Genomic DNA, 15,633 nt, shown 5'->3' on the forward strand with positions numbered 1-15,633 from the left:
GCCGAAAACGTACATCGACATTCAGGCACGTAACAGGAAGTAACGTCGGCAATAAAGAAAAGCGGGCTTCATCCTGGGAAAAAACCAGGATGAAGCCCGCTTTGTCAGCGCTCGCGTCAGGCGTTGGTCATCTTGCGCAGGACGTACTGCAGGATGCCGCCGTTGCGGTAGTAGTCCGCCTCGCCCGGGGTGTCGATGCGGACGTCGGCGTCGAACTCGACCTTGGTGCCGTCGGCCTTGGTGGCGGTGACGTGCACCGTGCGCGGGGTGGCACCCTCGTTGAGCGCGGTGATGCCCGAGATGTCGAACGTCTCGGTGCCGTCGAGGCCGAGCGACGAGGCCGACTCGCCCGCCGGGAACTGCAGCGGGATGACGCCCATGCCGATCAGGTTCGAGCGGTGGATGCGCTCGAACGACTCGGTGATGACCGCGCGGACGCCGAGCAGCGAGGTGCCCTTGGCCGCCCAGTCACGCGACGAACCCGAGCCGTATTCCTTGCCGCCCAGCACGACCAGCGGGGTGCCGGCGGCGGCGTAGTTCTGCGCGGCGTCGTAGATGAACGCCTGCGGGGCGCCGTCGACGGTGAAGTCGCGGGTGTAGCCGCCCTGCACGTCGTCCAGCAGCTGGTTACGCAGCCGGATGTTCGCGAAGGTGCCGCGGATCATCACTTCGTGGTTACCGCGACGCGAGCCGTAGGAGTTGAAGTCCTTCTTCTCCACGCCGTGCTCGGTGAGGTACTGCGCGGCCGGTGTGCCCGGCTTGATCGCGCCGGCGGGGGAGATGTGGTCGGTGGTGACCGAGTCGCCGAGCTTCGCCAGCACGCGCGCGCCGGAGATGTCGGTGACCGGCGACGGCTCCGCCTGCATGCCGTCGAAGTACGGCGGCTTGCGGACGTAGGTGGACTCGGTGTCCCACTCGAAGGTCTTGCCCTCGGGGGTGGGCAGCGACTTCCAGCGCTCGCCGCCGTCGAAGACGTCGGCGTAGTCCTTGGTGAACATCTCCTGCGTGATCGCGTAGTCGATGGTCTCCTGGATCTCCTGCGCCGACGGCCAGATGTCCTTCAGGAAGACGTCGTTGCCGTCGGTGTCCTGGCCCAGCGGCTGGTTCTCGAAGTCGAAGTCCATCGTGCCCGCGAGCGCGTACGCGATGACCAGCGGCGGCGACGCGAGGTAGTTCATCTTCACGTCGGGGTTGATGCGACCCTCGAAGTTACGGTTGCCCGAGAGCACCGAAACGGCGGTGAGGTCGTTCTCCTGGATGGCCGCGGAGATCTCGTCCGAGAGCGGGCCGGAGTTGCCGATGCACGTGGTGCAGCCGTAGCCGACCAGGTGGTAGCCCAGCTTCTCCAGGTACGGCCACAGGTTGGCCTTGGTGTAGTAGTCGGTGACGACCTGCGAACCCGGCGCCATCGAGGTCTTGACCCACGGCTTGACCGACAGGCCCTTGTCGACGGCGTTGCGCGCGAGGAGCGCGGCGCCGAGCATGACCGACGGGTTCGAGGTGTTGGTGCAGGAGGTGATCGAGGCGATCACCACGGCGCCGTGGTCGAGGATGAACTCGCCGCGGTCGGCCGAGCTGACCTTGACCGGGTTGGTCGGGCGGCCGGTGTGGCCGTTCGCCGCGGACTGCAGCTCGACCGCGTCCTCGTCCTTGAAGGACAGGGCGGCCGGGTCGCTGGCCGGGAAGGTCTCCTCGACGGTCTCGTCGACGTTGGTGTGCGGCGCGGGCTGCTCGTCACCGACGTAGTCGTGGATCGACTTGCGGAACGACGACTTCGCGTCGGTCAGCTCGATGCGGTCCTGCGGGCGCTTCGGGCCGGCGATCGACGGGACGACCGTCGACAGGTCCAGCTCGAGGTACTCGGAGAACTCCGGCTCGCGGGCCGGGTCGTGCCAGAGGCCCTGCTCCTTGGCGTACGCCTCGACCAGCGCCACCTGCTCCTCGGAGCGGCCGGTCAGCTTGAGGTAGCGGACGGTCTCGTCGTCGATCGGGAAGATCGCCGCGGTGGAGCCGAACTCCGGGCTCATGTTGCCGATGGTGGCGCGGTTGGCCAGCGGCACCGCGCCGACGCTCTCGCCGTAGAACTCGACGAACTTCGAGACGACGCCGTGCTTGCGCAGCATCTCGGTGATGGTCAGCACGACGTCGGTCGCGGTGACGCCGGTGGGGATCTCGCCGGTCAGCTTGAAGCCGACGACGCGCGGGATGAGCATGGAGACCGGCTGGCCGAGCATCGCGGCCTCGGCCTCGATGCCGCCGACGCCCCAGCCCAGCACGCCGAGGCCGTTGACCATGGTGGTGTGCGAGTCGGTGCCGACGCAGGAGTCGGGGTACGCCTGGCCGTTACGGGCCATGACCGTGCGCGCGAGGTGCTCGATGTTGACCTGGTGCACGATGCCGGTGCCCGGCGGGACGACCTTGAACTCGTCGAAGGCGCCCTGGCCCCAGCGGAGGAACTGGTAGCGCTCGCGGTTGCGCTCGTACTCGATCTCGACGTTGCGCTCGAACGCGTCGGCGCGGCCGAACACGTCGATGATCACCGAGTGGTCGATGACCAGTTCGGCGGGCGCCAGCGGGTTGACCTTGTCGGGGTCGCCGCCGAGGTCGGTGACGGCCTCGCGCATGGTGGCCAGGTCGACGACGCAGGGGACACCGGTGAAGTCCTGCATGATCACCCGCGCGGGGGTGAACTGGATCTCGATCGACGGATCGGCCTTGGGGTCCCAGTCGCCGAGCGCGCGGATGTGGTCGGCGGTGATGTTCGCGCCGTCCTCGGTACGCAGCAGGTTCTCGAGCAGGATCTTGAGACTGTAGGGAAGGCGCTCCGCGCCCTCGACCTTGTTCAGCCGGAACACCTCGTACGAGGCGTCACCGACCTTCAGCGTGTCTCGAGCGCCGAAGCTGTCCTTGCTGGCGGGTGCAGTCACGTCTAACTCCAGTGGTGGCCAGGCGATGGCCGAGGTCAGTTCGGGTATCTGGTCGTAAGCCGTCGGCCGTCGGGTCGGCCGTGACCGAGTGTTGCGTACCCCCACCGTAAGACCGGATGCGGGATGGCACACCTCGTCACGTCTCAAACAGTACGCCTGTACTTTTTGGAGTTCAAGTGTCCCCCTGATGGGGGTATTGAGGCTCACGGTGCGCGAGTTTCGGCTGTTACGTCTGGTAATGATGGGACGTTCGTGGCAATCTCTTGCTCCGAAAGTCTCAAATGGAGGTGGAGGGTTGTTGCCGCGAAGAGGGTATGACCAGCGAGGACTGGCTTTGGCGGGTATCTGCCTCGGCCTCGTCCTGTCACTGGGCGTGCCCGGCCTGGCCGCGGCCGTCCCGCCCCCGCCGCCCAATCCGAGCGACGCGGAGATCAACTCCAGCAAGGCCGACGCCAACGCCAAGGCCGGCGAAGTGGGCAAGCTCACCAACCAGCTGGCGCAGGCCGAGCAGCGGCTCTCGGAGCTCCAGGACGACGTCGAGCTCAAGATGGAGCAGGCGAACAAGGCGCTCGTCGACATGCAGTTCGCGCAGGACGAGGCCGACCAGGCCGACCGCGAGGCGCAGGCCGCGCGCAAGGAGTCCGACGCGGCCGCCGCCGAGATCGAGCGGGTGCGCGCCGATCTCGACAAGTTCGTCGCCAGCAGCTATCAGCAGGGCAGCACGATCGGGTCGATCTCGGCCTATATCGGCGCCGACAGCCCGAAAGACCTGCTCGCTCGCGCTTCGCTGCTGAACTCGGTCGGCGGCGGGCAGCTCAAGGCGCTCGACGAGATGCGCCGCGCCCAGACCGAAAAGGGCAACAAGGACTCCGCCGCGCGCAAGGCGGTCGAGGTCGCGCAGGCCAAGCAGGACGTCGCCGAGCGCGCCAAGCACAACGCCGATTCCGCGAAGGCCAACGCCGAGCACGCGCAGAACATCCAGGAGAACCAGAACTCCGCGCTCGAAGCCGACAAGCAGAGCGTCGAGCAGAAGCTGTTCGAGGCGCAGTCCAAGGTCACCGGCCTGCAGGGGCAGCGTCAGCGTTACCAGGACTGGCTCGCGCAGAAGCAGCGCGAGGACGAGGAGCGTGCCAAGCAGGCCGCGCTCGCGGCGAACAAGGGCAATGGCGGAGGTGGCTCACCGCAGCCGCCGCGCGGCGGGAACGTTCCGCCGGCTTCCGGCAACGTCGAAGCCGTCATCGCGCGGGCGATGTCGCAGCTCGGCCGTCCGTACGCGTGGGGCGGCGGCAACGGCAGCGGCCCGACGCGCGGTATCCGCGACGGCGGCGTCGCCGACCGGTTCGGCGACTACAACAAGATCGGCTTCGACTGCTCGGGCCTGATGATCTTCGCGTTCGCGGGTGTCCGGTCGCTGCCGCACTACAGCGGCTATCAGTACACGTCCGGGCGGCAGGTGCCGCTTTCGCAGATGCGCCGCGGCGACATGCTGTTCTGGGGCGGGCGCGGCGGAATCCACCACGTGGCGCTCTATCTCGGCGGCGGGCAGATGGTCGAGGCCCCGCAGTCCGGTTCGTACGTCAAGGTCTCGGCCGTGCGCTACGGCGGGATCATGCCGTACGCGACCCGCCTGATCGGGTGACGACGGCCGGGATCGTCCTCGCGGGCGGCGGCGCGCGCCGCCTGTCCGGAGTGGACAAACCACAGCTGACGGTCGGCGGAAAGGCGTTGCTGCGCCGGGCCGTCGACGCGCTGGCCGGTGTCTCGCCGATCGTCGTCGTCGGGCCGGAGCGCGACGGCTACCCCGAGGTCGTGTGGACGGTCGAGGCCGAACGCGGCGCCGGTCCGGTCGCCGCGCTGGAAGCCGGGCTCGCGTGCGTCGGCGACGCGGAGTTCGTGGTCGTGCTCGCCGGTGACCTCGCCGCGGTCACGACGTCCACTGTGGACAGACTGCGCGCGGCGATCGGGGCGGACGACGGCGCCGTGCTCGTCGATCCGGACGGCAGGCTGCAATGGCTGATCGGGGTGTGGCGGACCGCCGCCGTGCGGTCCGCTTTGCCCGAATTGACCGGCGGTGCCTCGCTGCGCGCCGTTTTCGGCGGGCTGCGGATGGTCGGGGTGCCGTCCGAGCCGGGGGAGAGCGCGGACATCGACACGCCCGAGGACCTGCGCGAGATCGGCGGGTAACTCCCTTCACAGCCGTCATACCGAGGATCCGGTTGGCTTGACTGGCGCACCTCCCTGCTCTCGAACAGGTACGGTCGCACCGCAATCGGCCAAAAGATCTTTCGCAGGAGGCACGAGTGACCGAGCCCGGCTACGCCGAGGGGGCACAGCAGCCCGGCACACCGGCGCGGGACGCCCAGTTGCTGGAGCGGACGGTGTTCGAGGTCAAGCGGATCATCGTCGGGCAGGACCGGCTGGTCGAGCGCATGCTCGTCGGGCTGCTCGCCAAGGGGCACCTGCTGCTGGAGGGTGTGCCCGGTGTGGCGAAGACCCTCGCGGTGGAGACCTTCGCGCGGGTGGTCGGCGGCTCGTTCTCGCGTGTCCAGTTCACCCCCGACCTGGTGCCCGCCGACATCCTCGGCACGCGGATCTACCGTCAGGGCGCGGAGAAGTTCGACGTCGAACTCGGTCCGGTGGTGGCGAACTTCGTGCTCGCCGACGAGATCAACCGCGCGCCCGCCAAGGTGCAGTCGGCGATGCTCGAGGTGATGGCCGAGCGGCACGTGTCCATCGGCGGCAAGACCTTCCCGATGCCCGACCCGTTCCTGGTGCTCGCCACGCAGAACCCGATCGAGAACGAGGGCGTCTACCCGCTCCCGGAGGCGCAGCGCGACCGGTTCCTGTTCAAGATCCTCGTCGAGTACCCGACGGCCGAGGAAGAGCGCGAGATCGTCTACCGGATGGGCGTCACGCCGCCGCAGCCGCACGAGGTGCTGAGCCCGAGCGAGCTGGTCCGGCTGCAGAACGTGGCGGCGCAGGTGTTCGTGCACCACGCGCTCGTCGACTACGTGGTCCGGCTGGTGCTGACCACGCGTACCCCGGCCGAGCACGGCCTGACCGACGTCGCCGGCTGGGTCTCCTACGGCGCCTCGCCCCGTGCGAGCCTCGGCATCATTGCGGCTTCGCGCGCGCTCGCGCTGGTGCGCGGGCGTGACTACGTGCTGCCGCAGGACGTCGTCGACGTCGTGCCGGACGTGCTGCGCCACCGGCTCGTGCTGTCTTACGACGCGCTCGCCGACGGTGTCCCGATCGACCACATCATCACGCGTGTGCTGCAGACGGTGCCGCTGCCGCAGGTCTCCGCCAGGCCCGCGCCCGGAGGCGGGCAGCCGGTCCCGGCTGGAGTGCCGGGCCGCTAGTGAAGACTGAGAAGGGCCGTCCGTCGTGGGCACCCCCGGTGCTGCGGGGGGAGCGGCTGGAAGCCGGGCTCAAGACACTCGAACTCGAGGTGCGCCGCAGGCTCGACGGGCTGTTGCAGGGCAACCACCTCGGCCTCGTGCCGGGGCCGGGGTCCGAGCCCGGCGAGGCGCGGCCGTACCAGCCGGGCGACGACGTGCGCCGGATGGACTGGGCGGTCACCGCGCGCACCACGACGCCGCACATCCGCGAGACCGTCGCCGACCGTGAGCTGGAGACCTGGGTGGTCGCCGACCTGTCGGCGAGTCTGGACTTCGGCACCGCGCTGTGCGAGAAGCGCGACCTGGTCGTCTGCGCGATGGCCGCCGTCGCGCACCTCACGGGCGGCGGCGGAAACCGGCTGGGTGCGTTGATCACCAACGGTTCCGACGTCACCCGCATCCCCGCGCGCGGCGGTCTGCCGCACGCCAGGGGACTGGTGCGCAGGCTCGCCGACACCCCGCGCGCGCCGGAAGGGGTGCGCGGCGACCTCGCCTCGGCCATCGAGCAGCTGCGGCGGCCACCACGCCGCCGCGGGCTCGCCGTGGTGATCTCGGACTTCCTGGGCGGCACGGAATGGCAGCGGCCGTTGCGCGCGCTTTCGGCCAGGCACGAGCTGATCGGCATCGAGATCGTCGACCCGCGTGACGTCGACCTGCCGGAGGTCGGCACGGTCGTGCTGGCCGACCCGGAGAGCGGCCGTCAGCGCGAGGTGCACGCGACCCCGTTGCTGCGCAAGGAATTCAGCGCGGCCGCGCACGCGCACCGGCAGGAGGTCGCCGCGGCGCTGCGGCGGGCGGGCGCGGCGCATCTGACGTTGCGCACCGACTCCGACTGGATCGCCGACATGGTCAGGTTCGTGGTGGCTCGCAAACGGCGTTGGTCTGGGGGCGTGGCATGAGCATCACCGGATTCGCGGCGCCGTGGTGGTTCCTGATGCTGCTCGCGGTCATCGCGGTGGCCGTCGGGTACGTGGTGTCGCAGCGCGTCCGTCGCAAGCGGACACTGCGCTTCGCCAACCTGGAGCTGCTGGAGAAGGTCGCGCCGCGCAGCCAGGGCTGGGTCCGGCACGTGCCCGCGGTGCTGATCGTGCTGTCGCTGCTGGTGCTGACGGTGGCGCTGGCCGGGCCGACCGCCGAGCAGAAGGTCCCCCGCAACCGCGCGACCGTGATGCTGGTCGTCGACGTCTCGCTGTCGATGGAGGCGACCGACGTCTCGCCCAACCGCCTCAAGGCGGCCCAGGACGCGGCGACGGACTTCGCCGAGAAGCTCACCCCCGGCGTCAACCTTGGCCTGATCTCCTTCGCGGGCACGGCGACGGTGCTGGTCGCGCCGACAACGGACCGCCGAGGCGTCGTCAACGGCATCAAGAACCTCAAACTGGCCCAGTCGACCGCGACGGGCGAGGGCATTTTCGCGGCACTGCAGTCGATCGAGAGCTTCTCGGCGGTCGTCGGCGGCGTCGACGGACCTCCGCCTGCGCGCATCGTGCTGATGAGCGACGGCAAGCAGACCGTGCCCGAGGATCTGTACGCGCCGCGTGGCGCTTACACGGCTTCTCAAGCGGCTAAGCAGGCTCAGATCCCGATCTCGTCGATCTCGTTCGGCACCTCGCATGGCACGGTCGAGATCGAGGGCAAGACGGTCGGCGTCGAGGTCGACGACCAGTCGCTCAAGGAGGTCGCCAAGCTTTCGGGCGGCGAGTTCTACAAGGCGGCGACGGCCGAGGAGATCAAGCGCGTCTACGCGGACCTCGGCGAGCAGATCGGCTACGAGCTCAAGAACACCGACGCGAGCAGGCCGTGGGCCATCGTCGGCACGCTGCTGCTGATGATCGCGGCGGGCGGGGCGTTGTTCCTCGGCCAACGACTTCCTTAGTCGTGAGTGGTATTGCCGGTTCTAACCGGCAATACCACTCACGATCCTTGTGGCCGCGGAACCCTGGTGCCGCGCCCAGGCTCGCGCTGACGGCGGGGTTCGCGTGTATGAAGGCTCCCTTCATCCAGCTCGGCCTGTATGAGGGGAGCCTTCATACAGCCTGGGCGTATGAGGGGAGCCTTCATACAGGCCGGTAGCCCCCAGCGGCTTTGGTGGCAAAGGCGGCGGCTGGTGTCCTGAGTGGACAGTTGGTGGGTGCCGAGGGAATGTCATGGGTGGTGCGTGGGTCGGGTGGCTGGGTGAGGGCCTCCCCCACTCGGCTGGAGGTGGTGGGGGCCTCCCTCACCCGACATTTCGGGTGGGGGAGGCCCCGACTCGGCGGGTTCGGGTGAGGGAGGCCCTGACCCGGACCTCCGCTGCTACGCGGCGGGCCCCGAGGGGTCGTGAGTGTTTTGGCCGGTTAGAACCGGCAATACCACTCACGACATTTCAAGTGTGAGTGAATCTCTCACAGAGAAGCGCTGGGTTCTTTAGAATTCTCGTGATCGAGCCTGTCACGATTTCTGTGTAAGTCAGAGGTGATTACTTACGTTTTTCAGGTTATCAGAAAGGGAGCCTTCCTGGGAAGAGGCGGGCTAGGGTGTTGAGTGCGACTTTCCAGCCGTGTGTTCCCGTTCCGGATGTTCCGCCGCGTTGACTGGAGATGTTGCGGAGTCCGAGGTAGAGAAGTTTCATGGCTGCGTCTTTGTCGGGGAAGTGTCCGCGGTTCTTGGTGATTTTGCGGAGTTGGAAGTTGATGGATTCGATAGCATTGGTGGTGTAGACGATTTTGCGGAGTTCCGGCGGGTAGTCAAGGAACGGGATGAGGTCATTCCAGGCGTTATGCCACACGTCGATGGCTCCTGGATATTGTTGCCCCCATTTCTTGTCGAATTCGGCCAGGGCGAGTTCGGCGCCTTCGACGGTGGGGGCGCAGTAGATCTCGCGCATCGATGTGGCGATCTTTTTGCGGTCGTTGTAGGACACGAATTTCGAGGCGTTGCGGATGACGTGGACCACGCAGGTCTGCACGACCGTGTCAGGAAAGATCACTTTGATCGCGTCGGGAAGACCGGTCAGGCCGTCGCAGCAGGCGATGAGGATGTCTTTGACGCCACGGTTGCGCAGGTCGGTGACGACCTTCTGCCAGAACTTCGCGGCCTCGGTGTCCTGGATCCAGCAGCCGAGAGCGTGCTTGCGGCCGTCCACGTCGACACCGATGGCCAGGTAGGCGACTTTGGTGGTCACCACGCCGTTGTCTTTGACGCGGATCCGGATTCCATCCACATACAGGATCGGATACACCTCGTCGAGCGGACGTGATTGCCACGCTTTGATCTCGTCGACCACGACATCGGTCACGTTCGATATCAATTCCCGGGAGGCATTCACGCCATAAACTTCCAGCAAATGCGCTTCGATGTCGCGGGTGGTCATGCCCCGGGAGTACAGTGACAGGATCATGTCGTCGATGTTGCCGATCCGACGAGATCGCTTCGGCACGATCGCGGGTTCAAAAGACCCGTTCCGGTCACGCGGAACCTCGATATCGACCGGACCGTTCATCGTCGACACCGTCTTGGTCGACCTCCCATTCCGGGAATTGCCGGAACCGCGACCGGAGGGGTCGCCGGCGTCATAGCCTAAATGGTCGGTCATCTCGGCCTGCAGCGCCCGCTCGAGGACCGCTTTGGTCATTTGATTCAGCAAGCCGTTGACGCCGTCGATCGGCGTTCCGGCCGCTTTGGCGTCCTTCAGCAGCGCGTCGATCGTCTCCGGCGAGAACGTCTCCGCCAGCTGCCGCGCCGCCGCCTCGTCACTGCGACGAGGCGATGTGTTCTGCGTCACTCGGTGTCCCTTCCGACCGCCCACCAGGCCGGTCGATCTTGGTACACCCCCGACCTACACAGTTGGCGTGACACGCCCTCGTGATCATCTCTGGAGGGATTCATGAACACAGCTCGCATCCGCAGGACCCTGCTGAAAGTCAGCGTCGTCGCCGCACTGGCAGGCGCGCCGTTGGCGATCGCCGTCCCGGCCGCGCAGGCCGCCCCGCCGCCCGGTCACTGTGGCTTCTGGTCGGAGGGAATCGGGGCGAACGAAAGCGAGTCCTGGTACGTGAACTGCCACAACTCCAATGTGGAACTGCGCATGCGGGTTCCCCAAGGCGACTTCTACCGCTGCGTCGGCGTCGGCACCACCTTCCTCGACCCGCTGAAGCCCAGCGGCACCGGCAACATCACCTCGGCCGAGGCAGTGGGGGTCTGCTGACGAGACCTTCCCAGTCCCAGCGCGGCATCCTGAGGTTGTTGGGCACGGTCGGGTCCGGATAGGACAGAACCTCGGCAACGGCCCAGCGCATGTAGTTCTCGAGAGCCTCGCGGAACTCGGGGTCGCCGGGCAGGCCGGCGTCATCGGCGGCCGCCACGAAGCAGTCGACGAAGCGCCGTCCCAGGTCGGTCATGTCGCCGTTGCCCGAGTGCATGGTGAGCATGGCGGAGTGGTCGCCGCACTCGGTCGAGTAGCGGGGCGGGCCGCCCATGACCTCGGCCCAGTAGGCGGCCAGGCGCTCGACGTGCTGGGGATGCTGGTCCTCGTGGGAGAACGGGTGATTGAGCTCCGGGTCGGCGAGGCACCTGGCGTGATGCGCCGTCGCGAGCCTGAGGAAGGCCTGCTCGCCCCCGGCGAACTCGAACAACGTGGGACGCGTCATCGGCCCAGTAAAGCAGGGCTCGTGCGCGTCGCGGACGGTTCTATTGGGTGGAAGGGCAAAGGTGGCGTGTTCGTCGGCTCGGGGTGGGGGTCGTGAGTGGTGCGGCCGGTTCTAGCCGGCGAAAACACTCACGACCCCTTCTTCGGCTGCCTCGTGCGTGTCAGGGTTGTGGTCGGGCGTGGGCGAGGGCCTGGTTTGTTCGGATCCGTGGGGTGGGGGGGCTAGTTCGACCGCATATGCGAGTGAGGGAGGCCCTCGCCCGAACCGAGCGTGGATGAAGGCTCCTCTCATACCCGGGCCTAGTGCCTGGGTGAGTGCGGTTTGCGTCGTCCAACCGGTGGATCCAGGGTTCAACGACGCATTCCCACACAGCCACCGCGGTCGAGCACACCAGGCACGCCATCTTTGAACTTCCGCTCAATTGTGGAATTATTCGAGGGGGAATCGAATATGAAAACCGTTCATCGTTTTTGTGCTGCGTTTTTCACTGTCGCCGCGTTGAGTTCAGTGGTCGTCGGTGGTGCGTCGGCGGGGCAAGATGTCACACTTGAACCAGGCGAAACACTGACTATGATGTCGGAAGCGCAGTATCGCGCGACGTATGGCGAGCCTGCCCTGTTCGACAACCGGCCGTTCACCGGCCGGGAAAAGCTTGTCTACGCGTCGGACTCCGTTCCCATGGATCCGCCGCTGTACTGACGCGGCACGGAGATGACAGGATTGGATACCTGCACTACGCGCAAAGGCACAACGTGATCTCTGAACGGCCGATCAAGACTGCGTATGAAAAGAACCGTCCGAATGTGGTGCTGGGCACTCACCTGGAGTATCTAGCGTTCGTCACGAACGGGGCAACCATCCGGGTCACCTTCCGGGCGGTCCAGGAGCAGGCGACGCGATCCTCCGATGGCGCGTATGTTACGCCAGGTGGGCTGCCCCTCGGAACAATCACCGCGTACTGCGACGGCAGGGACGTCTGTCCCGATTTCATCAACTGACAGCGATGGCGTCGGCGCCCGGGTTGGCAGGGAACTCTCCCGCCAACCCGGCGACGATGCCGCGTTGAGCGAGGCTTACGCGGACGCGGCGTTCACCACCGTGCTGGCGAGGCTGCTGGAGCTGACCTCGAACCTCGGCGACCGAACGACACCGGCGGTGTGCGCGGTGGTGCGTCGATCGCCATGGCGGTTCCTGGTCTGCCTCATGCAGGATCAGGACCCGGACCGTCGCTACGGCATCGAACTGCCGCTGTTCGGCACCGATGGGCAGATGGCGAACCACTACTGCCTGGTCAACGCTATCCGTGATGTCCACCTGCACCGGCAGGAGTACCTGGCGGACGAGAGGGCCGACTACCTGTTTCACGAAGCCCGCGTCGTGCACGGGGATCGTGCGGTGGAGTTCGGCGGGCACCCGAAACCCGTGGAGGACTCCGTCTACTCGACCGTGCGTTTCATCGGAAGCCCTCTGCCCGACCTGGCACCACCGCCGGGAGCGATATTCATGCTGGCCGGGTTCTCCTACCACGACCTGGCTGCGCTGCGGGTCTACCTGCGCTATCTGCGTGAGGACATCGTTCTTGGTGTCGACCTTCCCGTGTCACGCCCGCAGGACCCCGGCAATGGGATCGGCGGCGGGTTCGCCTTGGCCGAGCTGTCGTCACTGTTCCGAGAAGGAATTCCCGAACATGTCGCCGCACACGAACATCCGGCCGATCAGTACTGTGCCCGTCTCTACGACCTGCGTCCCTGGTTCGGCGATCAGCGGACCTGATTCGCGGATCAGAGGCCCGTCACGTCGAACGGTGGCACTTTCGCGCACGAGCCTTTAGAAGATGCCCCGGCCGGTGATGATGTAGTCGCACTCGAAGAGTCCGTCGACGGGCACGCCGACCGCGTTGTTGGTGGCCGAGATCTTGATCTGGGTGCCGGTCTCGCCGATCGGGGTGACCGTGATGTTGAAGATCACGAACGCCGCGCCCGCCGAGGCCGGTGCGTCGCGCGGGTGGACGAGCGCGGTCACGACGGGGCGGCCGACGAAGCGGACCGGCAGTTTGATGAACGCCTGCCGCACGTGGGCGCCGCCGGCCGGCACGAAGGTCGGCTCGATGCCAGAGCAGACGAAGGTGTCCCCGAGGCGCTGGATGCTCGGCGCGGTCACGGTGTTCTGCAATGGATCACTCCCCATGATCGGTGTCGGAACACCAGCAGATCACCCGGCCGGGGTGCGGGGCCATACGTAGTTGTACGTACCCGGTCCTTGTGGGTACTAAAGCAGTCACGCGCGACGTCGTGGCGTCGGTAGTGTGACCATGGACCAGCCGGCTCAGGGGAGGACGATCGAGGTGCCCGCATTGCGCTCGGCCGTCCTCGCGCAGGCTTGGGCGCGGGTTCCCGGGGTCGACGTGCTGTCGGCGCGGGATGGCGGGCCGCTCACCCGTACGGTCAAGAAGATCATCGATCCGCTGGTCGTGCGGACTTCGGTGCGCGCCAGGCTGGGCAAGCCGCTGCTGGAGCCGGACGAGGCCGCCGAGTTGATCGAGCTGGTCGTCGCGGACGCGGACCGGCTGCGGGCGACCGCTGCCTGGTTCACGCGGCTGAAGCGGCAGCGGCGGGCGTTGCGGATCACCGCCGGGGATGTTCAGGATGTCTGCTTCCCGCTGGCGTACGAGCTGGCGACCGGGTTCGGGATGCCCGGCGCGGACGCGGATCAGACGGCCGCGGATGCCTTGCGCGACCTGCATGGGGAGGCGGGGGACGCGGCCGTCGACCGGCTCGCCGCCTATCTCGCCGATCAGCAGGTGGCCGCCGAACTGACCGCCGCGTTGCGGGAACGGTGGCGAGCGGTCGTTGAGCCTGAACAAGATCTGGACGCGCTCGCGGAATTCGTCGAGACGCTGGCGGACGCGGCGTGGCGGAAAGTGGCTGGAGCCGGGCATGCGCTCGGGATTTCGCTGCGACGGGCCGGTGGCTTCGACGAACTCAGGAAGGCGATTCAGCGGATTTGCGGGGTGGAGACGCCGGAGCTGGGGTTGCAGCGGGGTTCGGTGACGACGATCCCGCCGTTGGACCGCGGCGGTGAAATCGGCGCCGAGCTGCTGGAACGCAGTGTGGAACGGCGGGTGCGGGCGACGTTGCGGCGGCTGCCAGCCGATGAGCGGGATCAGCCGGTGGCCGAGTTGGTCGATGACGAACTCACCCGGTGCGCTGCCGGGTTCGGGCTCGGGGAAGCCGAGCTGGCCGCGTGTTTCGCGCTCGGGGTCGTGCTCGCGCCCGCGCTCCGGCCGCTCGATGGGGCGTCGCCTGACGGGGTGCCGGAGTTCGCGCGGCGGCTCAACGCGCAGGTCGCGCGGGAGGGTTACGTACTGCATGCCCGGCGTGCGCTGGCCGGGGACACGCCGTTGACGCCACGGCCCGACGATGATCTCGTGCGGGAGCTGCGGGAGTTCGCCAAGCAATTCCTTGGCAGGCTGTGGATTCGGCTGCACGGGTTCGACGTGCGCGGGGAGTGGCCCGCTGACGCGGCCGAAGTCCGAGACCTCGTGACGGGTGTGGTGCGGTCGACGTCTCTCGACCTGCGGACGAAGGTGCGGCGCTCGCTCATGGCGCGGCTGCCTGAGCTGGAGGTGGCGTCGTGACGCACCCCCTGCGCACGCCCGTGATCGCCGCGGATGGCGCGCTGATCCGGTTCGACTTGGCCGCACTGCTGAGCGGAACGGTCACGTCGATGCGGATCGAGGTGACCGACGGCTCCGCCGAACAGTGGCTGACTCGCTTGTGTGGCAACGAAAACGCGATGGCCGCGCTCGCCGGGGAGGTCGACGTGCCGGTCGTGCCGGAGCTGGCCGAGCTGGCGTTGCTGCTGTGGGCGCGGCGGTGGTGGCCCGCGAGCGCGGTGCTCGGGATCGCGTCGCTGGATCCCGCGCTGCTGGACTTCGAAACGGCGCTGGCGACCGCGGCGGTCGAGGACGTGGCCGAGGGCATGCTCGACGGCTTCGAGGCGACGCCCGGTGAGCTTTACGACGCGGCCGCCGACTCGCTGCTCGCGGCGGCGGGACCGGTCGCCGCGGAAGCGCAAGGACTTTGCGCGGGGCTTGCCGCGTGGTTCGACGAGCGTGACGATGTCGTGCGTGCCGAAGCCGCCGCGGCACTAGCCGGGCGGCTGGAAGCTGTTGCGCCATCGCAACGTTCGTACGCGCTGGCCGCGGGCACGCCGCAGACGGCGGACGGGGCCGGACTGCTCGCCGAGGGACGCGCGAGCGTTGATTGGGCCCGCGTACCGCCAGGGGTGCTCGACGCCGCCGAGAACACGGTCGCGTGGCGCGTGCTCGCGGCGGGCGGTGCCACGTGGATGCACGTCGAGGTGGCCGGTGCGTTCGCGGACGCGGCGTTGACGGCCTACGCGACCAACCGCGGCGAGACGTTCGCGGAGGTGCCGCTCGCGCTCGGCGCCGGAAGTTTCGCGGGCTCGGTGGAGCTGGGCGAAGCCTCGGCCCGCCTTGCCGCGGTTCGCGATGTCCACATTGGAGTCGAGGTCGGCGCTGAGCCGGTTTTCGTGACCACGCCTGAAGATCGAGCCGCGGTCGTCGCGCTCGTGCGAGCGCGTGATGGCATGCCGCCGGTTGAGCGGACCTTGGCCGAGCGGGCGGCGGCCGGGTCCGCCGCCGAGGAGTTCTGA

General features: G+C 67.7%; 14 protein-coding genes. 10 read left to right on the forward strand and 4 right to left on the reverse strand.

Annotated elements, in window-relative coordinates:
• Positions 1-116 precede the first annotated feature (116 nt).
• Positions 117-2,927 (reverse strand): aconitate hydratase AcnA, encoded by a 2,811-nt coding sequence (gene acnA / locus AB5J62_RS17585; RefSeq protein WP_370949294.1) that lies wholly within the window; start codon positions 2,925-2,927, stop codon positions 117-119.
• Positions 2,928-3,222: 295 nt separating this feature from the next.
• Here acnA and AB5J62_RS17590 point away from each other — a divergent pair, with 295 nt between their 5' ends.
• The 5 genes from AB5J62_RS17590 to AB5J62_RS17610 all read left to right on the forward strand — a co-directional run bounded on the left by AB5J62_RS17590 (position 3,223) and on the right by AB5J62_RS17610 (position 8,204).
• On the forward strand, positions 3,223-4,566 hold the full coding sequence (locus AB5J62_RS17590; RefSeq protein WP_370949295.1) for an NlpC/P60 family protein: 1,344 nt from the start codon (positions 3,223-3,225) through the stop codon (positions 4,564-4,566).
• Positions 4,563-5,111, forward strand: coding sequence for a molybdenum cofactor guanylyltransferase (locus AB5J62_RS17595; RefSeq protein ID WP_370949296.1), 549 nt, complete (start codon positions 4,563-4,565; stop codon positions 5,109-5,111). The genes AB5J62_RS17590 and AB5J62_RS17595 overlap by 4 nt, the downstream gene beginning before the upstream one ends.
• A 116-nt stretch (positions 5,112-5,227) precedes the next feature.
• Positions 5,228-6,289 (forward strand): AAA family ATPase, encoded by a 1,062-nt coding sequence (locus tag AB5J62_RS17600; protein WP_370949297.1) that lies wholly within the window; start codon positions 5,228-5,230, stop codon positions 6,287-6,289.
• Positions 6,289-7,227: a DUF58 domain-containing protein gene (locus tag AB5J62_RS17605; protein ID WP_370949298.1), complete on the forward strand. Its 939-nt coding sequence runs from the start codon at positions 6,289-6,291 to the stop codon at positions 7,225-7,227. The genes AB5J62_RS17600 and AB5J62_RS17605 overlap by 1 nt, the downstream gene beginning before the upstream one ends.
• Positions 7,224-8,204, forward strand: a complete 981-nt coding sequence (locus tag AB5J62_RS17610; protein WP_370949299.1) for a VWA domain-containing protein — start codon at positions 7,224-7,226, stop codon at positions 8,202-8,204. Before AB5J62_RS17605 ends, AB5J62_RS17610 begins: the two co-directional genes overlap by 4 nt.
• Positions 8,205-8,807: 603 nt before the next feature.
• Here AB5J62_RS17610 and AB5J62_RS17615 read toward each other — a convergent pair.
• A complete protein-coding gene (locus AB5J62_RS17615; RefSeq protein ID WP_370950285.1) occupies positions 8,808-10,040 on the reverse strand; it encodes an IS256 family transposase in 1,233 nt (410 codons plus the stop codon).
• A 153-nt stretch (positions 10,041-10,193) separates the two neighbouring features.
• On the opposite strand from AB5J62_RS17615, the gene AB5J62_RS17620 reads away from it, so the two are divergent.
• On the forward strand, positions 10,194-10,514 hold the full coding sequence (locus AB5J62_RS17620; RefSeq protein ID WP_370949300.1) for a DUF6355 family natural product biosynthesis protein: 321 nt from the start codon (positions 10,194-10,196) through the stop codon (positions 10,512-10,514).
• Here AB5J62_RS17620 and AB5J62_RS17625 read toward each other — a convergent pair.
• Complete coding sequence (locus tag AB5J62_RS17625; protein WP_370949301.1) at positions 10,483-10,956, reverse strand: group II truncated hemoglobin; 474 nt, start codon at positions 10,954-10,956, stop codon at positions 10,483-10,485. The two genes, AB5J62_RS17620 and AB5J62_RS17625, sit on opposite strands and share 32 nt — an antisense overlap.
• Positions 10,957-11,406: 450 nt before the next feature.
• On the opposite strand from AB5J62_RS17625, the gene AB5J62_RS17630 reads away from it, so the two are divergent.
• Positions 11,407-11,655: a hypothetical protein gene (locus AB5J62_RS17630; protein WP_370949302.1), complete on the forward strand. Its 249-nt coding sequence runs from the start codon at positions 11,407-11,409 to the stop codon at positions 11,653-11,655.
• 363 nt (positions 11,656-12,018) lie between these two features.
• Positions 12,019-12,729, forward strand: coding sequence for a hypothetical protein (locus tag AB5J62_RS17635; RefSeq protein WP_370949303.1), 711 nt, complete (start codon positions 12,019-12,021; stop codon positions 12,727-12,729).
• A gap of 54 nt (positions 12,730-12,783) precedes the next feature.
• Here AB5J62_RS17635 and AB5J62_RS17640 read toward each other — a convergent pair whose 3' ends face one another.
• Positions 12,784-13,128 (reverse strand): hypothetical protein, encoded by a 345-nt coding sequence (locus tag AB5J62_RS17640; protein WP_370949304.1) that lies wholly within the window; start codon positions 13,126-13,128, stop codon positions 12,784-12,786.
• Positions 13,129-13,267: 139 nt separating this feature from the next.
• On the opposite strand from AB5J62_RS17640, the gene AB5J62_RS17645 reads away from it, so the two are divergent.
• Both AB5J62_RS17645 and AB5J62_RS17650 read left to right on the forward strand, forming a co-directional pair.
• Entirely contained in the window at positions 13,268-14,593 is a 1,326-nt protein-coding gene (locus tag AB5J62_RS17645; RefSeq protein WP_370949305.1) for a hypothetical protein, read from the forward strand.
• A complete protein-coding gene (locus AB5J62_RS17650) occupies positions 14,590-15,633 on the forward strand; it encodes a hypothetical protein (RefSeq protein ID WP_370949306.1) in 1,044 nt (347 codons plus the stop codon). Before AB5J62_RS17645 ends, AB5J62_RS17650 begins: the two co-directional genes overlap by 4 nt.

Source organism: Amycolatopsis sp. cg5 (assembly GCF_041346955.1).
GTDB lineage: Bacteria > Actinomycetota > Actinomycetes > Mycobacteriales > Pseudonocardiaceae > Amycolatopsis.